This window comes from Dethiosulfovibrio russensis, from assembly GCF_021568855.1.
GTDB lineage: Bacteria > Synergistota > Synergistia > Synergistales > Dethiosulfovibrionaceae > Dethiosulfovibrio > Dethiosulfovibrio russensis.
In genome coordinates, this window is record NZ_JAKGUG010000007.1 from 94,638 (window position 1) to 118,503 (window position 23,866).

General features: G+C 56.5%; 25 protein-coding genes. 7 read left to right on the forward strand and 18 right to left on the reverse strand.

The genetic code is table 11. The features are described from left to right. Positions 1 to 38 precede the first annotated feature (38 nt). From L2W48_RS09140 to L2W48_RS09180, 9 genes are all read right to left on the reverse strand, one after another. Positions 39 to 2,069: a methyl-accepting chemotaxis protein gene (locus tag L2W48_RS09140; protein WP_236100196.1), complete on the reverse strand. Its 2,031-nt coding sequence runs from the start codon at positions 2,067 to 2,069 to the stop codon at positions 39 to 41. Positions 2,070 to 2,271: 202 nt separating this feature from the next. Beyond that, positions 2,272 to 2,676 carry a YbaY family lipoprotein gene (locus L2W48_RS09145; protein ID WP_236100198.1) on the reverse strand — a complete coding sequence of 135 codons (405 nt, stop codon included), beginning with the start codon at positions 2,674 to 2,676 and terminating at the stop codon, positions 2,272 to 2,274. 137 nt (positions 2,677 to 2,813) lie between these two features. Next, a complete protein-coding gene (locus L2W48_RS09150) occupies positions 2,814 to 3,044 on the reverse strand; it encodes a glutaredoxin domain-containing protein (RefSeq protein ID WP_236100199.1) in 231 nt (76 codons plus the stop codon). Between the two features lie 39 nt (positions 3,045 to 3,083). Next, positions 3,084 to 3,533, reverse strand: a complete 450-nt coding sequence (locus tag L2W48_RS09155) for a 4Fe-4S binding protein (protein ID WP_236100200.1) — start codon at positions 3,531 to 3,533, stop codon at positions 3,084 to 3,086. A 56-nt stretch (positions 3,534 to 3,589) separates the two neighbouring features. Continuing rightward, positions 3,590 to 5,761: a heavy metal translocating P-type ATPase gene (locus L2W48_RS09160; RefSeq protein WP_236100201.1), complete on the reverse strand. Its 2,172-nt coding sequence runs from the start codon at positions 5,759 to 5,761 to the stop codon at positions 3,590 to 3,592. 5 nt (positions 5,762 to 5,766) lie between these two features. After that, positions 5,767 to 5,991 (reverse strand): DUF5665 domain-containing protein, encoded by a 225-nt coding sequence (locus L2W48_RS09165; protein ID WP_236100202.1) that lies wholly within the window; start codon positions 5,989 to 5,991, stop codon positions 5,767 to 5,769. Positions 5,992 to 6,018: 27 nt separating this feature from the next. After that, on the reverse strand, positions 6,019 to 6,216 hold the full coding sequence (locus L2W48_RS09170; RefSeq protein WP_236100203.1) for a heavy-metal-associated domain-containing protein: 198 nt from the start codon (positions 6,214 to 6,216) through the stop codon (positions 6,019 to 6,021). Positions 6,217 to 6,241: 25 nt separating this feature from the next. Beyond that, positions 6,242 to 7,375: a SufB/SufD family protein gene (locus tag L2W48_RS09175; protein WP_236100204.1), complete on the reverse strand. Its 1,134-nt coding sequence runs from the start codon at positions 7,373 to 7,375 to the stop codon at positions 6,242 to 6,244. Further along, complete coding sequence (locus tag L2W48_RS09180; RefSeq protein ID WP_236100205.1) at positions 7,375 to 8,199, reverse strand: ABC transporter ATP-binding protein; 825 nt, start codon at positions 8,197 to 8,199, stop codon at positions 7,375 to 7,377. The genes L2W48_RS09175 and L2W48_RS09180 overlap by 1 nt, the downstream gene beginning before the upstream one ends. Positions 8,200 to 8,412: 213 nt before the next feature. On the opposite strand from L2W48_RS09180, the gene L2W48_RS09185 reads away from it, so the two are divergent. Next, complete coding sequence (locus L2W48_RS09185; protein WP_236100207.1) at positions 8,413 to 9,366, forward strand: DnaJ C-terminal domain-containing protein; 954 nt, start codon at positions 8,413 to 8,415, stop codon at positions 9,364 to 9,366. 101 nt (positions 9,367 to 9,467) lie between these two features. Here the strand turns inward: L2W48_RS09185 and L2W48_RS13040 are convergent, their stop codons facing one another. From L2W48_RS13040 to L2W48_RS09200, 3 genes are all read right to left on the reverse strand, one after another. Then, a complete protein-coding gene (locus tag L2W48_RS13040; protein ID WP_268906642.1) occupies positions 9,468 to 9,563 on the reverse strand; it encodes a type II toxin-antitoxin system YoeB family toxin in 96 nt (31 codons plus the stop codon). Continuing rightward, complete coding sequence (locus L2W48_RS09195; RefSeq protein WP_236100208.1) at positions 9,560 to 9,838, reverse strand: type II toxin-antitoxin system RelB/DinJ family antitoxin; 279 nt, start codon at positions 9,836 to 9,838, stop codon at positions 9,560 to 9,562. Before L2W48_RS09195 ends, L2W48_RS13040 begins: the two co-directional genes overlap by 4 nt. 96 nt (positions 9,839 to 9,934) lie before the next feature. Next, positions 9,935 to 12,079 (reverse strand): methyl-accepting chemotaxis protein, encoded by a 2,145-nt coding sequence (locus tag L2W48_RS09200; protein ID WP_236100209.1) that lies wholly within the window; start codon positions 12,077 to 12,079, stop codon positions 9,935 to 9,937. A gap of 174 nt (positions 12,080 to 12,253) precedes the next feature. Here L2W48_RS09200 and nikA point away from each other — a divergent pair, with 174 nt between their 5' ends. Genes nikA through L2W48_RS09225 form a run of 5 tightly spaced genes read left to right on the forward strand, consistent with a single transcriptional unit; the run spans position 12,254 to position 17,208 of the window. Next, positions 12,254 to 13,861 (forward strand): nickel ABC transporter substrate-binding protein, encoded by a 1,608-nt coding sequence (nikA, locus tag L2W48_RS09205; RefSeq protein ID WP_236100210.1) that lies wholly within the window; start codon positions 12,254 to 12,256, stop codon positions 13,859 to 13,861. Between the two features lie 15 nt (positions 13,862 to 13,876). After that, positions 13,877 to 14,818: a nickel ABC transporter permease subunit NikB gene (nikB, locus tag L2W48_RS09210; RefSeq protein WP_236100211.1), complete on the forward strand. Its 942-nt coding sequence runs from the start codon at positions 13,877 to 13,879 to the stop codon at positions 14,816 to 14,818. Position 14,819: 1 nt separating this feature from the next. Then, entirely contained in the window at positions 14,820 to 15,641 is an 822-nt protein-coding gene (nikC, locus tag L2W48_RS09215; RefSeq protein ID WP_236100212.1) for a nickel ABC transporter permease subunit NikC, read from the forward strand. Further along, positions 15,638 to 16,411 (forward strand): ABC transporter ATP-binding protein, encoded by a 774-nt coding sequence (locus L2W48_RS09220; protein ID WP_236100213.1) that lies wholly within the window; start codon positions 15,638 to 15,640, stop codon positions 16,409 to 16,411. Before nikC ends, L2W48_RS09220 begins: the two co-directional genes overlap by 4 nt. Next, the gene (locus tag L2W48_RS09225; RefSeq protein WP_236100214.1) at positions 16,408 to 17,208 is read left to right on the forward strand and encodes an ABC transporter ATP-binding protein; all 801 of its coding nucleotides are present in this window, start codon (positions 16,408 to 16,410) and stop codon (positions 17,206 to 17,208) included. The genes L2W48_RS09220 and L2W48_RS09225 overlap by 4 nt, the downstream gene beginning before the upstream one ends. Positions 17,209 to 17,265: 57 nt before the next feature. On the opposite strand, the gene L2W48_RS09230 is transcribed toward L2W48_RS09225, so the two are convergent. The 6 genes from L2W48_RS09230 to L2W48_RS09255 form a co-directional block, all read right to left on the reverse strand. Next, on the reverse strand, positions 17,266 to 18,267 hold the full coding sequence (locus L2W48_RS09230) for a BMP family lipoprotein (RefSeq protein WP_236100215.1): 1,002 nt from the start codon (positions 18,265 to 18,267) through the stop codon (positions 17,266 to 17,268). Between the two features lie 27 nt (positions 18,268 to 18,294). Beyond that, positions 18,295 to 19,158, reverse strand: coding sequence for an ABC transporter permease (locus L2W48_RS09235; protein WP_236100217.1), 864 nt, complete (start codon positions 19,156 to 19,158; stop codon positions 18,295 to 18,297). Between the two features lie 3 nt (positions 19,159 to 19,161). Further along, positions 19,162 to 20,208: an ABC transporter permease gene (locus L2W48_RS09240; protein ID WP_236100266.1), complete on the reverse strand. Its 1,047-nt coding sequence runs from the start codon at positions 20,206 to 20,208 to the stop codon at positions 19,162 to 19,164. A gap of 1 nt (position 20,209) precedes the next feature. Continuing rightward, positions 20,210 to 21,727 carry an ABC transporter ATP-binding protein gene (locus tag L2W48_RS09245; protein WP_236100219.1) on the reverse strand — a complete coding sequence of 506 codons (1,518 nt, stop codon included), beginning with the start codon at positions 21,725 to 21,727 and terminating at the stop codon, positions 20,210 to 20,212. After that, positions 21,720 to 22,397, reverse strand: coding sequence for a metal-dependent transcriptional regulator (locus L2W48_RS09250; protein ID WP_236100221.1), 678 nt, complete (start codon positions 22,395 to 22,397; stop codon positions 21,720 to 21,722). The genes L2W48_RS09245 and L2W48_RS09250 overlap by 8 nt, the downstream gene beginning before the upstream one ends. Positions 22,398 to 22,525: 128 nt before the next feature. After that, the gene (locus tag L2W48_RS09255; RefSeq protein WP_236100222.1) at positions 22,526 to 22,777 is read right to left on the reverse strand and encodes a hypothetical protein; all 252 of its coding nucleotides are present in this window, start codon (positions 22,775 to 22,777) and stop codon (positions 22,526 to 22,528) included. A gap of 151 nt (positions 22,778 to 22,928) precedes the next feature. Here L2W48_RS09255 and L2W48_RS13120 point away from each other — a divergent pair, with 151 nt between their 5' ends. Continuing rightward, positions 22,929 to 23,822 (forward strand): peptidylprolyl isomerase, encoded by an 894-nt coding sequence (locus tag L2W48_RS13120; RefSeq protein ID WP_236100224.1) that lies wholly within the window; start codon positions 22,929 to 22,931, stop codon positions 23,820 to 23,822. Positions 23,823 to 23,866 lie beyond the last annotated feature (44 nt).

A 23,866-nucleotide genomic window follows, 5' to 3' on the forward strand; every position in this document is an offset into this window, starting at 1 on the left:
ACAGCCTGATTCCCGGCGCCCGCTACTTTTATCTTTATCTAGCTGTCCTTCTCCGACGGGACCAATCCCGTTTCACCCTTCCTCAGCTTGAAGCGTCTCAACATCTCCTCCAGGCTCTTGGCATCGTAGGCCAATCGTTCCGATTCCTTGGAGACCCCATCTGAAGCCCTGAACGTCTCCTCCACCGTCGAGAGAATGCGCTCCATCCGCTCGGCCACACCTCTGGTTCCCTGAGAGACCTTCTCCACCGAGTGCTCCATCTCCTGGGCGGACGCGGCCTGCTCCTCAGCTCCGGCCGCCACGTTCTGCATGGCCTGGTTTACCGTTCCCACCGCCTTAAGGGTTCGATCCAGACGAGACTGGGCCACCGAGGCCCTCTCGGACGTGGACTCAAGAGATTCGGCGGAACGATGGCTCTCCTCCATAGACTCTCGGGATTTTTCCTTTAGATCCTCTATAAGACCTCCGACCTGCTGCGCCGCCTGGTTGCTCTCCTCCGCCAGCTTTCGGACCTCCTCCGCCACTACCGCGAAGCCTCTACCGGCCTCTCCCGCTCTGGCAGCCTCTATGGCGGCGTTGAGAGCCAGGAGGTTCGTCTGGTCGGCTATAGCCGTTATTGTGGCCACGAAACCGGCTATATCCTCCACCGACCGGCCCAGACTCTTCATGGTGTCCATGGCTTCCTTGGAAGCGGACGTAACGGTCTTTATCTCCTCGATAACCCTCTCTACCTCAGCGACGGCCTCCTCGGCGGTGGCCCCCATTGTGGTGGCGGCCTCGGCGCCCTCGGTAGCGGCTGAAGCCACCGAGGTAGCGCTGGCAGCCACCTCCTCTATACCCCCGTTGATCTGCCCGAGGGAATCGGAGTTCTCGTCCGCCGATCGAGACGTGTCCTCTACCAGCCCCTTGGCCTCGTCCATGGCGGCCCCCGCCTCGCCGGAGTACTCGCTCAGAGCAGCCGCCGATGAAGTGAGATCGCCGACGGAACGGTCTATTATCGACAGCAGGCCGTTCAGCTCGTCCACCATATGGTCCATATCGGAGGCCAGATCGCCGAACTCGTCGCTCTGGGATACGTCGGAACGAAAGGTCAGATCGCCCTGGGCCATCGCTCGAGCCAAACCGGCCATGGGCCCGAGAGGACGAAGTATCCTCTTGACCACCAAGGCCACCGCCATCATGGCTAGGAGCAGTGCGGCGATACCTATTCCGGCGGTAACGGCAAGAATATGATTTCTAACGCCGTTCAAGGCCGCTACGGAACGACCGGCGAAGGATATCCCTACGACCTGGCCGTCGCCATCTCTTATGGGCTCGTAGGCCGTAACGTAAGGTATGCCAAGTATGGAGGCGGGACCGGTAAAGGAGCGTTCCTCTTTAAGCAGGATATCGGCGATCTTAGGATCCAGAGAGGTTCCGATCACCCTATCGCCGTCCTTCACTATGGTGGTCATGAACCTCTTGTCTCCCAGAAATATGGTGACGTCCACCTTGAACAGCCTCTTAGCCTCGTCCACGAAAGCCATATCGTCCATCCTTATTCCGGCGGACACAACGCCTATGACCTTTCCTTCACTGAAGATGGGAGCCCCCGCCCTGGCGGAGAAGGGAATCTCGGAACCTCTCTCAAGCGCCCAGGAAGCCTTTCCACCAAGGGCTGAGGCCACGTTGGATTGGTCCGACACCGAATCGCCGAGGCGGTCGGACGAATGGGTCCTCGCCAAGACAACACCCTTCGAATCGGTCACCGTGGCGAAATCCAGCTTCAGCTCCGCGAGGATCGGCGAGACCATCCGAACGATCTCATCCCTGTTTCCTCCGTCTATGGCCTCGACCAGATCCGGCCTGTACGACAAGGCGAGAGCCCCGTCCATAGCCCTCTTTCCGGCGACCTCCATGGAGTTCAGAAGCCCCATAGCCCCGGCCATCGCCTGCTCCTCCGCCTGATCCACGAAAGCGTTCGAGAAAAGCCGCCAGGCCGGGATAGCCACAGCGATAACCATGATCAGCAGAATAGGCACCATGGTGAGGCCTATCTTTTTCCCCACAGATAAACGAAACCCCTTCAAAAAAAGCCATCTCCTTTTACCAATTTGGTATTACCTACAGGTTACATTGTACAGGAGAAGATGAAAATAGCCGGACTATTCGAGAAGGGATATCGAATCGATCTGACAGTGGCTTTTATATCGGTCGAGGGAGCATTCAAGCCCAGTCAAGAAGGCCCTCCCTAAAAGAAACCGCCCTGCGTGGACTCGCAGGGCGGTTTCTTCATCTCACCGATATCAACATTATCTCGACAGGCTCGTCGTCTTTCGGTATGGGAACCGGGTCCTTAGTGACGAACAACAGTTCTCCCGTCCCGCTCTCTATTCTAGCGAAAAGCGAGTAGACCGCTCCTTCCAATATCGTCTTTTCCCTGTAAAACAGCTCGAAGGAGAGGGGGACCTGTTCGCCCTCCAGGTTTCGAGATACCGACGCCACGGGAACCCTGGATCCGTCCTTTTCCTCCGAGAGTATCACTATGAAACGACACCCATCGGGAAGGACTATCCTCTCCCTGTAGGCCGCCGTCCCCGATATGGATCGGTGATCGTAAAGCTCCGCGGCGAAAAAGACCGCCACGACCAACAACGTTAAACCGGCTACCATCGCCAAGGTTTTTTTCAAGTTCAAGCGCTCTCGCTCCTCTCTCGTTTATCTTTATATGTTATCACGAGAGGTCCTCCGTATAAAAACTCCGGATCGAGGGAGAGATAAAAAAATCGGCGGAGAGCATCTCTCCGCCGAAAAACATATATTATCGTATTAACCTAAAGCCCCAGGGCTTCGTCCAACGCCGCCTTGTCGAAACCGACTATGAAGCGGCCGTCCACGTCTATGACGGGAACCCCCATCTGACCGGTCTTAGCGACCATCTGCTTCGCTGCCTCTCTATCTGCTCCTACGTCTACAGGCTCGAACTCCACGCCTTTCTCCGTAAGATATTCCTTGACTCTCTTACACCAGATACAGCTCTGGGTCGAGTAAACTTTTACGGTCATTACGACTCCTCCTTTTTTCGGCTGAAAAATATGCTATGACTAACGTCTTAACAGGTTACCCACCGGGCAGATCGAACACCAGGCCCGATGGTTTCTCCACAACGCCAAAGGCAACGCCACCATGGAGGTGACGAAACACATCCTGTAGGCTACTTTTCCCATCAATTTCCAGGAAAAACTCTCCAGCAGTCCGCTGACGATTATCTGAAAACCGAACATGAACAGGAAGACCGCTATCGATATATACCATATTCTCTTTCCCGTCATCCACCTGGGAACGGGCTTCTTAGGCGAGATTCTCTTCATCACCAGGTCGAGAAAGCTTCCTCTAGGACAGTAAGAACCGCACCACTTTTTGCGTTTCCCCGCCAAAAGGGCTAACCCCATCAGGAGGAAAGCGGCGAGAGCGACTACGGGATACCACCATCCTACTATCATAACGGTACCATAAACGAACGCCGATATCCAGCGAATGGATTTTCCGCTCACGATCGAACGACCCCCTCTCGAATTCGCATCAAATATACCCTAAGGGGGTATATTTGTCAACGACCGACCCTCATGGAGTTGAGTATCACCGATATGGAGCTGAAGGTCATGGCGACCTCGGCCACCACCGGATGAAGCAATCCCGCCATGGCCAGGGGCAGCGCCAGTAAATTGTAGCCGAAAGCCCAGAACAGGTTCTGTCTTATGACGGAGAAGGTCTTTCTGGAAAGGGCTATTCCCTGGGCGATGCGTTCCGCTCCTCCGGAGACTATGACCATGTCGGCGCTGTCGATGGCCAGGTCGGTACCGGACCCTACCGCGACACCGACGTCGGCGCCTTTGAGGGCCGCGGCGTCGTTCATGCCGTCTCCCACCATCAGGACCTTGCCGCCCCTGCTCTGCTCGGATCGGATTATGGCCAGTTTGTCCTCCGGCTTAATACCGGCATGGACGTTCGACCGATCTATTCCGACGGCGTCCGCCACCAGCTCGGCGGCGCCTCGGTTATCTCCGGTGGCCATCACCGGCCTTATGCCCAGTTTTTTAAGCTCCGACACTGCGTCGACCGACTCCGGCCTGATAGGGTCCTCCAGGGCCAGAAATCCCATGACCTCGCCTTCCTTTCGGACCTCCACCACGGTCCGGCCAGCCTGGGTCATCTCCTCGTATTTTTCCATGGACTTCGGTCGTCCCAGGGTCCAGGTCTCGCCGTCCACTACGGCGGTAAGCCCCTCTCCGGCTATCTCCTCCACCGATTCCATGTCTATGGGGTCGGCGTCCAGAGCGGCTATGGCCTTGGCAAGAGGGTGATTCGACGCCGACTCCATGGCCACAGCCACGGCCAGAGAGCGGGAATCCAGAGATATCCGGGTAACCTCGGGGTGTCCCTCCGTCAGGGTGCCGGTCTTGTCCAGCACCACCACCGTTACGTCTCCGGCGGTCTGTATGGCCTCGGCGTTGCCTATCACTATGCCCTTTCTGGAGGCGGCGCCGGTTCCGGTTATGAGGGCCATGGGGGTAGCCAGCCCAAGGGCACAGGGACAGGCTATCACTATGGTAGTGACGAAGGCGAAGAGCCCCACCGAGAGGGGATCTCTTGCGGAGACGACCCAGGGTATCCAGCGAGATGCCTGGTCCAGTATCCATCCAAAACGGTCCACCCCGAGATACCAGAACAAACCGGATGCCAAGGCCAGAGAGGCAACAACCGGCACGAAGGCTCCGGTCACCCTGTCTGCGAAGGCCTGTATGGGTATCTTGGCTCCCTGAGCCTCCTCTATGAGGGCGATCATCCTGGACAAAAACGTGTCTTCTCCGGTGCGGGTAACCTCTATCTTCAAAGATCCCGTCACAGCGACGGATCCCCCCGTAACCTCGTGCCCCTCTTCCTTGGACACCGGCATGGGCTCCCCTGTTATCATGGATTCGTCCACGGCGGAGCGACCGGATAGCACGACTCCGTCTGAAGGTATCCTTTCTCCCGGACGAACCGACAGGACCATCCCTGACGAAACCGCCTCTATCGGAACTGTGACCTCTCCGTCGTCTCGGACCACTCTGGCCTCCCGGGCCTGTAATCCCACAAGTGCCCTGATCTCCTTGGAGGCCCTGTCCCTGAGGTGAGACTCTATAAACCGTCCCGTGACGTGAAGGGCCACTATCATGGCCCCCACCGCCCCGAAGGAGGATACAGCGACGCCGGACTGAGCCAGTATGGCCGTGGACCACGCCGCCAGGGCTCCGAGACAGACCAGCACATCCATGTTACCGTGTCCGTGGCTGAGGGCTATCCAGGCCCCTCTGAGAGAACGCCATCCGGCGCCGAATATCACCAAGGCTCCTCCGGCTATCTCCATCCAGTGATATCCAAAGACATGATAGCCTACCATGTGAGGTATCATCAGGGCCATCAGGGGACCTGTGACGACCCAAGCGAGGATAAGGTTACGTCTGGCCTCGGAGTACCGTCTGCTCTCAAGATCCGCCGGTCTCTCCCGAGAGACGCCGTATCCCGCCTTGGTCACGGCCTCCTCCAAGGTCTCCAGCGGAACGTCCTTTTCCAAAACGACAAATGCCGTCTCCGTACCCAGGTTGACCGCAGCGAAAGCGACTCCGTCGATCTTTGAAAGCCTTTTCTCCACTATTCTGGAACAGGATGCACAGGTCATCCCCGTCACTGTGAGCGATACGCTCCTTTTCTCCTCTTCCATGTCCTCATCCTTTCTCATATGCCCTACCTGACGCCGTTTTGAAGCAGATGCATCTGATCGTTTACCACCTGCAGAAACTGGGCCACGTATTTACCGACGAAGGGCAGGTTCCAGTCCACCACTGTTTTGAGAAACCCGACCAGTCCCCAAAGAAGGGCCGCCGCCACAACGGTCAGGCCCAGGGCGAAGCCTACGCCTCTGGCGATACCTCCGAGAAACGAGACCCACAGGAAACGTCCGTATTTCATAAGACAAAAAAAGCGGGGTTTCCCCCGCTAGATCTCCTCGGCCTCGTAGCCACCGTCGTCGAGGGCCTCTATCACCCTTTTAAGGTCGTCGGTCTCGATCGTGACGGTCTTTTCCGACAGGTTTACCGAGAAACTGGGAACCTTCATCTCTTCCAGTATGGCGGTTATCCTGGCCTCACAGTGGGCACAGGACATATCAGGCACCTTGAGCAAATGACTCATCATGGCTATACCTCCGTCCTTTCGGATGTTACATGGCTCCTTCCGATCCGGCCTTGCGGATGGTTTCCTCCATGTCTCTCTTGAGTTCGTCGGGCAAGCCCATTATGTCCAGCGACAGGAATCCCTTTATTATGAGCGACCGAGCGTCCTCCTCAGAGAGCCCCCGGGCCATGAGATACTCTATCTCCTCCTGGGCTATCTTCCCTACAGCCGCCTCGTGGGACATTTCCAGGTCGTTGCAGCGGGCCTCCAGCTCGGGAATGGCGTGGATAAGTCCGCTATCGGAGAGGATGAGGCCGTCGCACTCCAGATGGGCCTTCACTCCCGGCACCTCTCCCACCAGATGCCCCCTGGCGTATATCTTTCCGCCCATGGAGACGGCTCTGGAGACGACCTCGGCCCTGGTATCGGGGGCCTTCAGTATCACCCTGGACCCCGAGTCTATGGTGGATCCCGGTGTTGCGAGAAAGACACTGTTGAAGGTGGCCACTGCCCCTTCGCCGTTAAGGATCGCCGTGGGGTACATTACCAGGTCCTTGGCCGGTTTCAGGCATATGTAGTTGGAGATGAAGGTTCCCCCTTCCTCCACCATTATCTTGGTCTTGGGACGGACCGCCATTTCCTCCGCCCAGTTGTGGACCATGGTGAACGACAGAGTCGCTCCCTTTTTGACGTAGATCTCCGATATCCCCACGTGGAGACCGGACCTCACCCCCGGAGCGGAGGCGCAGCCGCTCAGTATATTGAGAGTGGAGCCCTCCTCGGCTATCACTATGTTGTGGACGTCCTGGGCGGATCGATCCTCCGCCAGGTAGAGACAGGTCTGGAGCGGATATGTGACGGTGGCTCCAGGCCTGGACCTTATGAAATAGCCTCCGTCGACCTGATCCGATTCCTTTTCCATGAGTTTCCAGCTGTATTCCTTCAGGCCGTCGTGCAGGTCCATGGCGGTCTGCATAGGAAGCACCTCGACGTTGGGGTCGGAGCAATTACAGTGAACGGTGGAGCTGTCTGTCAGCATGAAGCTGCCGGAGACCTGGGCGTTCGGGTCTATTCCGCTTCGGACCAGTGTGGCTTTGTCCTCCTCGGGAAGGTCCGCCAGTCTGGCCAGATCGGGCCTCTCGGGAGCCCTGTGTCCGTAGGCTTTTCTATCTATGTCCATCAGCTCCGCACCCCTTCCTTTACGAGACAGCGGAAGCACTCGGAGTATCCGCTTCGACGGATCTCCGCCAGGATGTCCCCGGCGTTTCCGGAGCAGACTATCCGACCGTCCATCATAACGTGGCCTCTGTCCACGTTGACGTAGTCCATTATGTGGCCCGTGTGGGTTATGAGAAGTCCCGCCTTGTAGCGAAGCTCTTTCATCTCCTTCAGAGAGACGTCCACCCTACAGGATGTTCCGGGACATCCGTCGCAGGCGGACATGGGCCTCTCTCTGCCGAGCACCGACGCGGAGGCCCGCCCTATGAGGGCCATGTTCTCCAGGTCGACGCCGGACTCGGGCTCGTCCAGAAAGACCAGCTCGGGCTTCTGAAGCAGCAGCTGAAGCAGCTCCACCCTCTTGAGCTCGCCGCCGGACAGTCCGGCGTTGACCTCTCGGTCAAGAAAAGGAGTTACATTAAGTTTTTCCGAAAGGGCCTCTATCTCGGCGGAGTCGCCTCCGTCGCATATCTCTAGCAGCGATCTGAGCTTTACGCCGTTTATGGTCGGAGGCCTCTGGAACGACATCCCCACGCCGAGACGGGCCCTCTCGTCCACGGACATACCGGTGATATCCGTGCCTCCGAACAGAATAGTTCCTTTGGTGACCCGGTATTTACCGAGTCCCATGACGCTTCCCAGAAGGGTCGTCTTGCCCGAGCCGTTCGGTCCGAAGACGGCGTGGACTTCGCCCTCGCCGATCTTCAGGGACACGCCTTTCAGTACCTCCCGGCCCTCGACCTCCACGTGAAGGTCGTTGACCTCCAACAGTGTCGTCGAATTCATTCCCCATTCCTCCTCCATAGTAAATGGCGATATCGCGACGGATGTCGCCACAAAAAAGACCTTTTCCCCCTACGAAAAGAGTATATGCCATAGGAAGATAAAACACAAGCTTTCTAGTGGGATTTAAGGTCGGGGGGTTCACAAAGGGGTGATATCACTGTATAATTCCCAAGGTCAAGATATGTCAAAGCAAGAGATGAGGGAGGCCGTCCCATGTCGGTACAATACAAGGATTACTACGAGATTCTGGGCGTTTCCAAAAGCGCCGAGGAGTCGGAGATAAAGAGAGCATACAGGAAGCTGGCCAAGAAGTATCATCCCGACGTGAACAAGAGCACCGAGGGAGAGAAGAGATATAAGGAGGTCAACGAGGCCTACGAGGTGCTTCGGGATCCCAAGAAGAGAAAGCTGTACGACGAGCTTGGCCCCAACTGGCAGAACGGCCAGGATTTCGCCCCTCCCGGCGAGGGATACGGAGGCTACGGCCCCGGGGGCAGAAGGGTTCACATGGATTTCGGCGGGGATATGGGGGGCTTCAGCGATTTCTTCAAGACCATCTTCGGCAACATGGGCGGGATGGGAATGGACGGTATGTCCATGGAAGACGATATGTTTTTCGGAGGAGGGGGCCAATCCAGAGGACGGGATCAGTCGGTGACCCTGGAGATTCCCCTTTCCGACGCGGCAAAAGCTCCCATAAAAAGAAAGATGACCTTGCAGGGGCCGAGAGGACGAAGGACCTTGGAGGTGAATCTTCCGAGAGGCATCGCCGACGGCAGCAAGCTGACCCTTAAAGGCCAGGGAGGGCAGTCCGGAGGGAGCCCCAGAGGGGATCTGCATATCACGGTCAAGTTGATCGAGGATTCCAGATTCGAGGTAAGAGGACACGATCTGACGACCACGGTCAAGGTAACCCCCTGGGACGCAGCCTTGGGGATGGACGCTCTAGCCGTTTCCACCCTGGACGGATCGGTGAAGATAAAGCTGCCTCAGGGAACCCAGACCGGCAGGAGACTGAGGCTTAAGGGAAAGGGACTTCCCCTCAGAGGCAGCGGCAACGGAGATCTTTACGTGAAGATCGAGATCGTGATTCCGGAGAAGCTGACAGATCGAGAGAGAGAGCTTTTCGAGGCTCTTCGAGAGGAATCGACCTTCGCTCCCAAATAAAGAGAGAGGCCCGGCCGGGCCTCTCTCTTTTTCGTCTAACTTGCGTTTTTATCGGGACTCCAGTTTATAGCGCTATCCTTAGAACCGTAATGGGATCGGCACTATGCTATCTCTATAGCACCACCGTTTATCCTGTAGACGATTCTGTCGAAACGATTTATCCTGCGACTCCACCAACCGGCAAGATCGCCTTTCAGACCAGGTCTTTATCATCTTCCGTACCCACCAGTTCGTGGGAAGAGCCCTTCCCTGCCTCCAACGATGCGATAGATTTCCTCAAACGTTCCATATTAGCAGGAAAGTAAAAGGGGTCTTTAACCTTCAAGTCGAAAGGTAAACCTCCCTCGTTGACGACACTATGGAAAAACATCCTTATAGCACTTGCCGTGTCGATTCCCAACGTCTGAAATATCTCTACCGCTTCGTTTTTAATTCCGTCGTCTATCTTCGCTTGAACGAGAACCTTACCCATGGAGACACCTCCTTCGACGGATCGATCTTAAGCATCTACTTGCTAAAAGCATACCATGGTATTTAAAAACAGGCAAACAACATACCTTCCGTGGATCTATCCCTCTATCGCCGGGGGGGTTCCATCCGAGGGCTTCAGGCGGTATATGGAGGTCAGCTCCCGCAGCTCTACGAGCTGGTTATGCTGGTCCTCCCTTATCATCTGAAGGTTCTCCATGCGAGAGGCCATTTCCTTGGCTGCCCTCTCGGTATCCTTGGCGGAGTCTCGGCCTCCGTTGAGCATGGAGGCTATGGTATCAATGGCCCGGGCTATCTCCTGGGTGCTGGCGGTCTGTTCCTCCGAGGCGGCCGCTATGGACTGGATTCCCTCCGCCATGGAGGCCACTCCTCCCGTCACCTCCGAGATCTTGGCCGCCGCCTGTTTCGAACGCTCCAGCAGATCGGCCATGACTGTTCCGGCTTCCCTGGTGTCCTCCGCGGCTACGGACATGTCCTTTTGGACTTCCTCTATGACCCTACGGATGTTCGAGGCGGCTTCGTTGCTTTCCTCCGCCAGTTTACGGACCTCTTCCGCCACTACCGCGAAGCCTCGACCGGCGTCTCCGGCCCTGGCCGCCTCTATGGCGGCGTTCAGCGCCAATAGGTTGGTCTGGTCCGCTATGGTGGCTATGGTGTTGACGAAGCCGCTTATTCCCTCCACCGATTTGCCAAGTTCCGCCACTGCTTCCTCTACCCGACCGCTGACCTCTCCGGCTTTGCCGGTTCCGTCCGTCACCGCCTCGACCGATCTGCGCCCCTCCTCGGCGTTCTCCGATACCACGCTGGCCTGTTCGCTCAACTCGGTCACGACCTGGGTGGAGCTGGCGACTCCGGAGGATACTTCCTCCACTCCGGCGTTGGTCTCCTCGGCGGAGGCCGCTATGGAGTCCACCATCTCGGCGACGGCTTTGGAGGCTTCGTCCACCGAGGTCAGCGATTCGTGGACGTCTCGGGATATTTCGTTCATGGCCTTGGATCCTTCGGCTATCCGGCGGTTCATGTCCTCCACCTTCTGAACCAGGGCCCGGTATTCCTCCAGGATGCGGCCGAAGGCGGCCATGACTTTCTTTATCTCGTTGCGGTTGGACGAGTCTCCGCTTATCTCCATGGACAGGTCTCCCTCGGCTATGCGGTCCGCAACCGTCACGACCTCCTTAAGAGGAGACATCAGCTTGATCACGGCGAAGGCCAGAAGGACCAGGCCGACCACCGCCAGGGGCAGGGTCCAGAGCAGGAGTCCTCTCTTCATGGCTCCGACCGGGGCCATGGCAAGGTCGGCGTTGACCACCATCATGGCGTACCAGTCGGTTCCCTCTACCTTCTGGACGTAGCCCATGGACCTACGGCCCTCGAAGTCGTATTCAAACCTCACTGGCTCGGTCGTGTCGAAAAGCCCCGCCGATTTACAGGCTTTCCAGAGGGGAGGGCAGCTCTCCGACATGGAGACTCCCCTCTCCAACTTGGGATGGATGACCACCGCTCCGTCTTTGTCGAAGATTATGCCGTAGCTCCCCTCTCCGAGGCTGGAGTAGGCCACGCGCCATTCGACGGTCTGAAGGGAAGTTCCGGAGAAGACTACCATCCTGACGTCGCCGTCGGCATCGATCACGGCCTTGTAGCAGGCCAGATGAGGTACTCCGTCTATCTCTACGATGTCCTCGTAATCTCCTTTGTTCTCCACGGTGGCTTTGTACAGAGGAGAGGCCTTGTCGTAGAGACTTCCCCACAGGACGTTGCCGTCGGAATCCTTGAGGGTAGTGGCGACGCGGACCAGGCCTTCGTCCACCACCTGCAGGACGGAAAACTGGCTTCCCATGGCGTTCTGCCATTCCTGGACCAGCATCTCGTCTCCGGTTATCTGCTGTAGTCCGTCGTCCATTATGAAGATCTTAGGTACCTGACGATCGCCGATAGGGATAGTCTCCTGGTTCTCGAAGACCCTCTTGCTGGCCAGCCTCTGGACCACTATGTTTACGTAGGATCGGTTGCTGATCCTCAGGGTCTCTATTTCCTGGGCCACCCCGGTCTGGAGGCTTTCGACGAACCCCAGACCTCCGTCGTCTATGGTCCGCTCCAACATCCTTCCGGCCCTGACGGACGCCACTCCTACTACCACCGCAAGCAGGACGGCTATTATGACGCCGACCACCACCACTACCTGAACGCCTACGGACAACCCCTTGATGTCTGCCTGTCCACTCACGAAAGAGACCTCCCTTACTTTTCTTATTTAAATTATTGTACCACCTGCAATGGAAATTGAATGGGACTTTGAACCCAGGCATATTCGTGCTACTTATTTCTATTTATTTGACACTAAGCACCTCCCTAGTTACACTCTACGAAATTCATAACACTGATCATAGGAGGCAAAAACATGAGAAGATCAAGGTTGTTAATTTCTTTGGCCGTCGCCCTTTCTGCGATCGTTCTGTCCACGGCCGTTTGGGCACAGGAAAGCTCGAAAAAAACGAGGGTCGTGTATTCGTGGCCCAGTTACGCCGGACCCCTTCTACCTCATATGTACAGTCCAAGTCAGATGTACGCCCAGCGCATGGTGTACGACCCTCTGGTGGAGTACGAGGAAGACGGATCCTACAGTCCCGCTCTGGCGACGTCCTGGGACATCTCTCCGGACGGCAAGGTCTATACCTTCAGACTCAGAGAGGGGGTGGAGTTCTCCGACGGCACGCCTTTCGATGCCGAGGCCGTGGTGATGAATTTTGACGCCATAAAGGCTAACGAGAAAAGACATAAATGGATGGACCTGGTCACTCAGATCGATGGCTGGGAGTCGGTGGACGAACACACCTTCCGGCTGACGCTGAAAAACGCGTACTACCCGGCTCTGGCCGAACTGAGCCTGATAAGACCTTTCAGGTTCCTGTCTCCCTCGGCATTTCCCGACGACGGAGATACTTCCAAGAGTATAAAGGCCCCTATCGGAACCGGACCCTGGATGCTAGTCGAGTCTAAAAAGGGAGAATACGACCTTTTTAAGGCCAATCCTCACTCCTGGAGGGGCAAACAAGACGTAGACGAGATCATGGTCAAGGTTATATCGGACCCCACCGCAAGAGCGCTGGCATTCGAGACCGGAGAGATAGACCTGATATACGGAGCTAGCACGGGGCAGATAGACATGGAGACCTTCAATCGCTACCGTTCCATGGACGGTATCGTCACAGGTCTGTCCGGCCCCCTCGAGGGACGAAACATCGCGATGAACTCCGGCAGGTTTCCCACCGACGATCCCTCGGTAAGGCAGGCTATTCTTCACGGGGTGGACAGAAAAGCCATAGTGAAACACGTTTTTCTAGGAATGGAATACCCGGCGGAAACCCTGTTCGCGAAAAACCGACCCTACTGCGATCTGAATCTGAAGCCATACGTCTACGATCCCAAACTTTCGGCAAAAATACTGGATAAAGCCGGATGGGAAAAAAATGACGATTCCCCCTTCAGGAAAAAAGACGGGGCTCCTCTAACCCTGGATTTCTGTTTCATAGGGACCAACGCTCTCCAGAAGGCATCGGCGGAGGCCATTCAGGGAGATCTGAGAAAAATCGGAATCGACGTCAGGCTCGTGGCGGAAGAGGCGGACTCGTACTATAAGAGACAGAAATCCGGCGAATTCGGGATGATATTTTCATCGACCTGGGGAGCTCCCTACGACCCTCAATCCTACTGTAGCTCCATGAGGATCCCGTCCCATGCGGATTACCAGGCTCAGTCTGGACTGAAGATGAAGGAGAAACTGGATCGCAGCATATCCGAAGTCTTGATCACAGTGGACGAGAAGGAAAGAGCCGATCTCTATCGGTATATATTGACGACGCTGCACGAAGAAGCCATATATATGCCGCTTTCGTTTTCCACCGCGATAAAAGTCTACAGGGAATGCAATTTATCGGACATTCCCTTCAGGCCGACTCCCTACGATATTCCCTTCGAACGGATAAGTCTTCCGAAGAACGGTATTTAGAACACGATATCGAAAATGATTCGATATATATCCAAAAGAGTGGCCCAGCTCATACCATTGCTTGTTATCGTATCGATCGTGGTGTTTCTCGTCCTCAGACTGGGACAGGGAGATCCGGCCATGACATATCTGCGCCTGTCAGGGATACCTCCGACTGACCAGGCCCTCGCCACCGCCAGAGAGGAACTGGGGCTGAACTCGTCTCTGCCAGTTCAATATATACGCTGGGCTACGAAAGCGATCCACCTGGATTTCGGAAAATCCTACGTGACTGGAAACCCGGTATTTCCGGAGATCATATACTACATGCCCAACACGTTGAAACTGGCGGCGTTTTCTCTGGCTCTGACGCTTGCGGTAAGTCTGCCCCTGGGAATGTGGGCCGCACTCAACAGAGACCGTCTGCCGGACCATTCCACCAGGTTCCTGGCCTTCACAGGGGTTTCCATGCCTGGTTTCTGGCTGGCGTACCTGTTGATATGGCTGTTCTCCATAAAGCTCAAGTGGCTACCCTCCATGGGACTTGGGGGCCCTGCTCACATGATAATGCCAGCCATATCGATGTCTCTGATGTCCATATGCATAAACATCAGGCTGATAAGGGGAAGCGTTCTGGAAAACCTTCACGCCCGCTGGGGACTTTACGGTCGACTGAGAGGTCTTCCTGAAAAAATCGTAATAGGAAAACACGTACTGGTAAACTCGCTGATACCGATAGTGACCGCAGTAGGAATGCACATAGGCGAGCTGTTCGGAGGAGCGGTGGTGGCCGAAACCATCTTCTCATGGCCCGGGGTAGGCCGATACGCCGTCTCGGCGATCTACAACAGGGATTATCCGGTGATGCAGTGTTTCATACTCATGATGACGGTGATATTCGTGGTGATGAATCTGGCGATAGATATTCTATATGCCTGGCTCGATCCGAGGATAAGACTGGAAGGGGGACAAAGCTGAGATGCCATTAAGGAAGACCACTGTAGTGGGGCTTGCTCTACTAGCCCTGATAGCCCTGTCCGCCGTCGGAGCCTCTCGTCTTACTCCCTGGGATCCCATGGAAGTCGACCTGGCTATGAAATTCGCACCTCCGGGAAACGGCCATGTCCTGGGCTGCGACCATCTGGGACGAGACGTCCTGTCCAGGCTTCTCTACGGAACCAGAGTCTCTATGGGATCGGTGGGCCTGATCCTGGGACTCGTTATGGGAACGGGGTTTGTCGTCGGGGCCGCCGCAGGATATTTCGGAGGCAGGGTCGATACCCTTCTGATGAGACTCTGCGACGTGTTCCTTACCTTCCCCACGTTCATCCTCGCCATGTTTCTCATAGGTATCCTCGGAACCGGAATGACCAACGTCATACTGGCGGTAGCCATGACCCATTGGGCCTGGTACGCCCGTATAGTCCGAAGCATGGTCCTGTCCATACGAAACAGGGATTATATAATGGCCGCCAGGGTATCTGGAACCGGGCACTGGGGGATACTGTTCCGCCACATGATGCCTTCGGTCTTCTCCCAACTGGCGATACTGGCGACGATGGATATAGGCCATATGATGCTACACGTTTCTGGTCTCTCCTTCCTTGGCCTGGGCGTAACCCCTCCGACTCCCGAATGGGGGGTCATGATAGCCGACGCCAGGGCCTACATCTGGACTCACCCGGAACTTATGGTCTACCCGGGAGCGATGATATTTCTCACCGTGATGGCCTGCAATCTTCTGGGAGACTCGCTTCGAGACTCTCTGGACCCGGCCCTGGTAACGGAGGCTGCGGCATGAACTCGCCCTATCTGACCGTCAGGAACCTGAAGGTACGCTACGGTTCCAAAGAATTGGTGAAGGGAATTTCTCTAGATGCCTACAGAGGACGGATTCTGGGAATCCTGGGAGAGAGCGGATGCGGCAAATCATTGACCTGTCTAGGCATATTGGGACTTCTGCCGCCGGGATTATCCTCCTCCGGAAAGATAACTATAGAAGGGAAATCGACGACGGAATCGAGAGAATATCTGGACTCTTCGATCACCTCGATCATGCAGAACCCCGTGAGCTGTTTCGACCCTGTCTACACCGTAGGAAACCATTTTGCGGAGACCTTGAAAGCCCACGACATATCCGACTACTCCACCGTAGTCAAAGCCCTCGAAGAGGTGGGCCTGTCGAGGGAATCCAGGTTACTGGATCTATATCCTTTCCAGATGAGCGGCGGAATGCTTCAGAGGGTTATGATAGCCCTGGCCCTGGTTACGGAGGCTCCGTTCATCGTGGCCGACGAGCCAACCACAGACCTGGACGCCATAAACCAGACCAGAATATTGACCCTTCTGGGAAAACTCGTAAATCGCAGAAATCTGGGGATGATAATTGTGACCCATGATCTCGGAGTGCTGGCGAAGATGGCCGACGACGTCGTAGTGATGAAGGACGGTGTAATGGTTGACTCCGGAACAGTCGAAAACCTGTTCGATCACCCCGGATCGGACTACACCGCCGAGCTGGTAGAGGCTCACATGAAACTCTCGGGAGAGACGGAGGAAATCCTATCGTGAAGATTACCCCTGTGATCGAGCTATCGAGAGTCTCAAAAAGCTACAGAAGAGGCGGTTTCTTTCGAAAGGGAGAGAGAGTGGAGGTACTGAAGGAGATAGACCTGTCGATCCGACCGGGCGAATGCGTGGGATTGATAGGGCCCAGCGGTTCCGGCAAAAGCACCATGGGACGGATCCTGCTGGGACTGGAGTCTCCCGACGACGGAGAGGTTCGTATGATGGGAGAATCGATCTCCGCCGAAACCCATCTATCGAAAAACCGACGCAGGGCCGTTCAGGTGGTTTTCCAAAACGCCCCGGATTCGTGCAATCCCAGGATGACGGCCAGAGAGATACTGTCCGAACCGCTGAGAAACTTCGAAAAGCTCAGGGGTAGACGTCTAGAAGAGAAGATAGACTCTCTTTTGAAAAAGGTCGGCCTACTCTCTTCCGATAAAGGGAAACGCCCCGACCGTTTCAGCGGTGGAGAGCTTCAGCGTATATGCATAGCCAGAGCTCTGGCCCCCGGCCCCGATCTGATCCTATTGGACGAGGCGGTCAGTGCCCTAGACATGGTAGTCCAATCACAAATACTGGATCTATTGGACGAACTGAGATTCGACCTGGGAACGGCCTATCTGTTCGTGACCCACGACCTTCGACTGGTAAGACGATTCTGCGACAGGGCCTTTCTGCTGGAGAACGGTCGTCTGGAACCCTTCGACCCCGCTACTTTCGCGGCGAATAAGCATCTCCCTCTGCTGGACGAGCTAGTAAAGGCGATGCCTCCGTCGAGACCGAATAGAAATAGAGGATGACACGAAAAGGGCCCTGCGTTTACGCAGGGCCCTTTTAATGAGAAAATCCGACGACGGCTACTTCGTGGTCTCGGCGACTTCTATCTTTCCCGAAGCGACCTCCTCGGTCAGCTCGTCCAGACGGGCCTTCACGTCGGCCGGAACGAGCTTAAGGGCGCTGTCGGACCAGGAAAGTCCCACTCCGCCCTCTTTCAGTCCGTAGCGAAGCACCGTCCCTCTCCGGTAGGTTCCCTCCTGCTTGGCCTTGATAAGGTCGTAGACCACAACGTCCAGCCTCTTGAGCATGGAGGTCAGCACCGCCTCGGGAGCCAGATGCTCCTGAGGGGAATCCACACCTATGGCGTAGAATCCGCCCTCCTTGGCGGCGGCTATGATGCCCTCTCCCGTGCCTCCTGCGACCTGGTAGACGACGTCGGCACCGTTTTTATGCTGGTTAAGGGTCATTTCCTTGCCACCGGCGGGGTCGTCCCAGCGGCCGACGAAGCCCCTGAGGATCTTTATGTCCGGGTTTACCGTCTTGGCGCCCTGCTCGTATCCGGCGATGAAGCTGTACATGACCGGTATGTCCTCGCCGCAGACGACTCCTATGGTGGCCTCGGGGTTGACCCTGGGATCGCCCTCTCTGGCGGTCATCATGGCAGCCAGAGCCCCGGCCAGGAAGCTGCCCTCGCTCTGTTTGAAGTCGATGAAGGTTACGTGAGCTATGTCGCCTGTGGTATCGAACTGGGCGAAGTCGGTCTCGGGGAACTTAGGGGCCACCTCGGCGATGGCGTCCATCATCCCGAATCCCACAGACAGGACCAGATCGAACTTCTTGGCGGCGGTCGCCATGTAGGGCACGTAGTTGGCCGGGTCGTAGTTGCACTCTATGACCTTGCCCACTATGCCCAGCTCCGCCTTGGCTTTGTCGAAACCGCGGCTGGCGCTGTCGTAGAAGGAGGCATCTCCCAACTGACCCTCTATTATGAGGGCAACGGAGAGTTTGTCCGCCGCCAGGGAAGCCCCGGCGAGACCGAGCAACATGGAGAGGCATAGCAGTAGTACCGTCACTTTACGCATTATTCTATTCCTCCTATATGTTATTGATCAGGAAGATCGGCTTTTTCCGATCCCCCGGGTCACCAGTGCGATTATGACCAGAACGTAGGGTAGCATGAGGGCCAGATGGCTCGGAACTCCCATGGCCTGAAGCTGGAATCCCCCGGCCTGTGCCACCCCGAAGATTATAACGGCGAAGACCGTCCATCCCAGGTGTCCATCTCCGAATATCACCGCCGCCACGGCCATCCAGCCCCTGTCGGCGCTCATTCCCCGGACGAAGGAAAGCAGATAGGATGTGGAAAGGAAGGCGCCGGCCAATCCCACCATAACCGAGTTCACCACCAAGACGCCGTAGCGTAGACGCCATACGGGAACTCCGGCGGCGTCGAGGGCTTCCTCGTTCTCCCCGGCTGCCTTGAGTCTCATTCCCAGGACAGTCCTGGAGTCCATGTAGGCAATTACCGCCAATACTGCAACCGCCACCCAGACGATCAGAGAAAATCCGTCCAGCCAGCTAGGCAGGAAAGAGAGCTCCACATCCGGTATTCTGACCATGTTCGAGCTTCTGAAACTTCCCTTCACGCCGAAAAAGCTTTTCAGAAAGAGAATCGACAGGGCCGATCCCATTATGTTCAGGGCCATTCCTATGACCCATATGTTGGAACGCAGGGTCACGGAGAAGAAAGCGAATATCATGTTGTAGACGAGTGCTACAGCTACGGCGAAAACTATCCCCATTATCCAGCTTCCGAAGAGGTGGTTTCCCAGCACGGCGAAGAAGGACGCCAGTATTAGCCCTCCCTCTTGGCCTATGTTGAGTATGCCGGTCTGTAGGGTCCAGGTTCCGCCGAGGGCCATAAGGAGAAGGGGGGTTCCCATGCGGACCGCCGCCTGAAAGAATTCCGTCATGGATCAGTCCTCCCTGAGCCTGCTGGCCATTCGGTTGGCCACGGCGAATCCGGCTGTGACGAAAAGCACTCCAAGACACATGACTATCTGTACGACCTCCACCGGGACGTCGGTCATGAGCTCCATCTGGAGGGCTCCTGACTCCATCACAGCGTAGACAGCCGAGGCCAATATTCCTCCCACAGGATGATAGGCCACCATCATGGCGAGTATCATTCCCGTCCAGGTGTAACCCGGCGATATGGCGGTCCGAAAACGGTACTGCTCGCCCATCACCAGAAGGGTTCCGGCAAGTCCCGCCAGGGCTCCGGAGAGGAGCATGGCGGACATCTTGACCTTTCTGACGTCGATCCCTCCGTATTTAGCGAAACGACCGTTCAGGCGGCACATTTTCCAGTCGTAGCCCCTGATGGTGAACAGCATGGCGATAGTCACCAATATCACGGCTACGAGAGCTATGAATATTCCGGTGTTGAGGTTGCTGAAGTCGGTCAGTTTGGCGAAGCGCATGGCCTCGGGGATCTTGTCGGTGGCTCCCGCCGCCACCTGATAACCGGCGTAGGGACCGACTGTGAGGGCCTGGGTCGCAAGGGTGCCCAGGGAGTTGAGCATTATGGTCAGCACCACTATGTTGAGCCCGTGGTCCAGGTTGAGCTTGGCCGGGATCCAGGCCCAGAAGGCGGCTCCTCCGAGTCCGGCCAGAAGGGCCAACGGTATCAACACCGCACCGGGCAGGGCGGGGAAGGTCAGTCCGATCCATGTGGCGGAGAAGGCACCTACGTAGAGCTGCCCTTCCGCTCCGATGTTCCACATTCCGCCGTTGAAGGCCGCGGATATGGCGAAGGTGGCCAGCAGAAGGGGTACCCATTTGGCCAGAGTGCCCAGCATGGCGTCCGAGTCTCCCAGGGCACCGTTTATCATCTCTCCGTAGGCCTCCATGGGGTTAGCCCCGTAGAGAGCTATTATCACCCCTCCGAACAACACGCTGGTTACGAAGGAGCCCAGGACGATAAGGCCGTCCCTGTGTTCCTGAATCCATCTGTTTTTCACGTCAGACAAGGTCGGCGTCCTCCCTTCCCTCCAGCATGATCCTTCCCACTCTGTCCCTAGTGGCCTCCGTGGAGGACAGGACCGAGACGATCCTGCCTCTTAACATGACCGCCACCCTGTCGCTCAGGGAGAGGACTTCGTCCAGGTCGGAGGAGATGAGCAGGACAGCGCTGCCCTTGGAGCGAAGGTCCAGTATGTGACGGTGGATCTCCTCGGCTCCGCCGATATCGACCCCTCTCGTCGGCTGGGATACCAGGAGAACCTTGGGATCGTGTTCCAGCTCCCTTCCCATGACGAGACGCTGCATGTTGCCTCCCGACAGGGTTCCAGCCTGGACCCCTCTGTGGGCGGCTGCCACACCGTAGCGCTCCATCACAGAGTCGGCGTGGACCACCGAGGCGCCGTAGTTTCTGAATATCCCCTTTGCGAACCGGGGATCGTACTGGTAGCCCATGAGGGTGTTGTCTACAAGATCCGCCAGGGAGGCCAGTCCGGTCCGTATCCGATCCTCCGGTATGTAGGCCAGCCCGAGGTTCCGTCTGCCCAGGGAGTCCAGCTCGGATACGTCCAAACCATCTATGACGACCGTGCCTTCGCAGCCTCTGAGCCCGGACAAAACCTCCTCCAGCTCGCTCTGGCCGTTTCCGGTGATACCGGCGATCCCCAGTATCTCGCCTCCGAAGACCTCGAGGGAGACGTCTTCGAGAAGGGGCCGCGGGGCGCCGGAGACTGAGACGGACTTGAGCTCCAGAATCGGATCGGGAGAGAGCCTGGAAGCTTCAGATACCGATGGCATGTCTATGGAGCGACCTACCATGAGCTCGGCCAAAGATGCCCTGTCCAGCTCGGAGGCGGGTTTGGTGTCTATCAGCCGTCCCTTTCTCATCACGGAGACTATGTCGGAGATATCGAGGACCTCGCCCAGGTTGTGGGCGATGAAGATTACGGTCCGTCCCTCCTCACGAAAGCCTCGAATCGTCTGGAAGAGCCCGTCTACCTCCTTGGGGGACAAAACCGCCGTCGGCTCGTCGAAGACGAGTATCTCCGCACGGCGATAGAGGAGCTTGAGTATCTCCACCTGCTGCTGTCGGCCAACCGGGAGGTCTCCTACCGGCACGTCCGGGGATATGTCCAGTTCGTAACGATCGATCAGCTCTCCTACCCTGGCACGAGCTCCGTCCAGGTCGAAGGCGACTCCTCTTTTGGGCTCGTCGCCTAAGACCACGTTACGGCAGACGGACATGGATGGCACCAGCATGAAGTGCTGATGCACCATGCCTATGCCGTATCCCATGGCGTCCCTGGGGGACCCTATGGACAGGGGTTTATCGTCCATCCGAAAGCTTCCCCCGTCTGGGTGGTAGATACCGTAGAGACACTTCATCAAGGTGGATTTACCTGCGCCGTTCTCTCCGACGATCGCGTGGATCGTTCCGCCCTTGACCATCAGAGAGAGATCGTCCACGGCTGTGAAGGGACCAAAGGTCTTGGTGACGTTTAAAGCGGAGAGCTCATTCATCGTCGTCCTCCGACGGAATAACCCAGATAGCCAGGGCATCCAGACTTCCGAGGACCTCGGTTCGATCTTCCAGACGGACCTCGACATCCTTTCCCCTGCCGTCGTCCAGCCTCTTTATCTCCTCTCCGGGCAGAAACCCCCTATCCCTGAGGGCGGTCCTCTTGGGACCCGAGGCGGTTATACGAAGGACCTTGGCTCTCTGTCTCGGCAGAAGCATCGTGAGGGGAATGGAGAGATGTTCCGGCGAGGCTACGAAATTCTCCATAGCCGCTATCCAACCGCGCCCCTCGGCTTTGGAGCGACAGCAGAAATCGACGAAGGCGGCAAGACGCCGTTCGGTGGTAGAGTCGAGACAGTGCTCGGCGGCACAGGCCATCTCCTCGGCGATAGGGTCCTCCACCCCCAAGATCTCGGAGAAGAGAAAGGTCATGTGCTGATGTCTTCTGTAGGTCTCCAGGGCCTTCTCCCTGCCCTCCCTGGTGAGCTCGATCTTTCCGTATCTCTGGTGGTCCAGAAGCCCTATATCGACCATCTTGCGGACAGCCACGACCACCGTGGCCTTTCGGACTCCCAGACGGGAGGCAAGCTCGGTCACGGAAGGGACCGAGCCCTCCAGCTCTATCTCAAGAACGGTCTCCAGATAATCCTCTATACGCTCAGTTATGGCCATGCCGTCACCGCTTTCTAAAATGTTCTATCCTGAGAATACCCAAGTGGAGTTACGGTGTCAAACCTCTAGGGGAACCGAACAATAAGAAAGCTCCCGAGGGCGTTCCCGGGAGCTTTGGATCATGCGATCTACAGGTAAGGGCATCCCTCTATCCTGAAAAGATGGGGACCCTTGGGCCTGGTCAGGTTCTCCGGAGGCTTTCTTCCCATGTAGTCGAAGATTATCCAGCCTCGGTCGTGGTCTATCCGTAGACACCACTCGGGGCACCTGGCGGAAAGAGTATGCTCGGTAAGCCCCTTCAGAAAACGGTCAACCTCCCTGAAGACGTGAGCGAAAGCTCTCTTGAATTCCTCCCAAGAGAGTGAAACGACCTGGATCAATAGGACCACCTCCCATGGCAGAATAACAGCCACAGGAGATGACAGTCAAGCTCAGAGGCTCCCTTTCCGTAGATGTGCCTATGGATCAAGGCCCTCTTTTCTGGTATAAACGTTTACTGAACGCAAATATTTTTTCTTGGAGGTAACGAATGTGAAGAAAAAGAACATCGTACTGGCTTTGACACTGACGGTCGCCCTCAGCGGTGCGGCTTTCGCGGCGGACGAGAAAAAAGACGAAATTCTCGCCAAGGTAGGCCCCGAGACGGTCACTCAGGCGGATTTCGACGAGGTGATGGCAGGAGCTCAGCCCAACCAGGCAGCCTACTTCGGCACCCCCGAGGGCAAGAGGGCACTGGTGGAGGACATGGCCGACTCGGTGCTCTTCTACCTCTGGGGAAAGGACAACAAGCTGACCGAGACGGAGAAGTACAAAGAGACCATGGCCGAGCTGGAAAAGAGGGTTCTGGCCGGAATGGCCATGGAGAAGGTCCTCTCCGGCGCCAAGGTATCCGACGAGGAGGTCAAAAAGTTCTACGACGATCACAAGGCGGCCTTCAAGGTTCCCGAATCGGTAAAGGCCAGCCATATACTGATACAGGTTTCCAAGGACGCCGGAAACGATCTGTGGAAAAAGGCCAAAAAAGAGGTAACCAAGATCCGTAAGGATATCCTGGCCGGCAAGGTCAGCTTCGAGGACGCCGCCAAGAGGGACTCGGACTGCCCCTCCAAATCCAGAGGCGGAGATCTGGGCTTCTTCACCGAGGGACAGATGGTTCCCGAGTTCGAGAAGGCAGCATTCGCAACCAAGATCGGAGACATCAGCGATCCGGTCAAAACCCAGTTCGGCTACCACATAATAAAGGTGACCGACCATAAGGACGCCTCCGAACAGCCTTTCGACGAGGTGAAAGACGGAATCCGCCAGCAGCTTCTCCAGCAGAAGCAGAGGGACACCCTGTCGGAGTACGTGGACAAGTTGAAGAAGACCTACAAGGTCGAGATCCTTCTCCCCGAGCCCAAAGAGGTGTCGGCGGACAAGAAATAAATAAAGACAACAAATATAAAAAAGGTCGGAGGGACCCCGAGTTC

Coding starts and splice junctions, on each gene's coding strand:
- L2W48_RS09150 (WP_236100199.1), bottom strand. CDS start 3,044: ATGACCGTAAAAGTTTACTCGACCCAGAGCTGTATCTGGTGTAAGAGA.
- L2W48_RS09160 (WP_236100201.1), bottom strand. CDS start 5,761: ATGAGAAAGGATGAGGACATGGAAGAGGAGAAAAGGAGCGTATCGCTC.
- L2W48_RS09165 (WP_236100202.1), bottom strand. CDS start 5,991: ATGAAATACGGACGTTTCCTGTGGGTCTCGTTTCTCGGAGGTATCGCC.
- L2W48_RS09170 (WP_236100203.1), bottom strand. CDS start 6,216: ATGATGAGTCATTTGCTCAAGGTGCCTGATATGTCCTGTGCCCACTGT.
- L2W48_RS09175 (WP_236100204.1), bottom strand. CDS start 7,375: ATGGACATAGATAGAAAAGCCTACGGACACAGGGCTCCCGAGAGGCCC.
- L2W48_RS09180 (WP_236100205.1), bottom strand. CDS start 8,199: ATGAATTCGACGACACTGTTGGAGGTCAACGACCTTCACGTGGAGGTC.
- L2W48_RS09185 (WP_236100207.1), top strand. CDS start 8,413: ATGTCGGTACAATACAAGGATTACTACGAGATTCTGGGCGTTTCCAAA.
- L2W48_RS09195 (WP_236100208.1), bottom strand. CDS start 9,838: ATGGGTAAGGTTCTCGTTCAAGCGAAGATAGACGACGGAATTAAAAAC.
- nikA (WP_236100210.1), top strand. CDS start 12,254: ATGAGAAGATCAAGGTTGTTAATTTCTTTGGCCGTCGCCCTTTCTGCG.
- nikB (WP_236100211.1), top strand. CDS start 13,877: ATGATTCGATATATATCCAAAAGAGTGGCCCAGCTCATACCATTGCTT.
- nikC (WP_236100212.1), top strand. CDS start 14,820: ATGCCATTAAGGAAGACCACTGTAGTGGGGCTTGCTCTACTAGCCCTG.
- L2W48_RS09220 (WP_236100213.1), top strand. CDS start 15,638: ATGAACTCGCCCTATCTGACCGTCAGGAACCTGAAGGTACGCTACGGT.
- L2W48_RS09230 (WP_236100215.1), bottom strand. CDS start 18,267: ATGCGTAAAGTGACGGTACTACTGCTATGCCTCTCCATGTTGCTCGGT.
- L2W48_RS09235 (WP_236100217.1), bottom strand. CDS start 19,158: ATGACGGAATTCTTTCAGGCGGCGGTCCGCATGGGAACCCCCCTTCTC.
- L2W48_RS09245 (WP_236100219.1), bottom strand. CDS start 21,727: ATGAATGAGCTCTCCGCTTTAAACGTCACCAAGACCTTTGGTCCCTTC.
- L2W48_RS09250 (WP_236100221.1), bottom strand. CDS start 22,397: ATGGCCATAACTGAGCGTATAGAGGATTATCTGGAGACCGTTCTTGAG.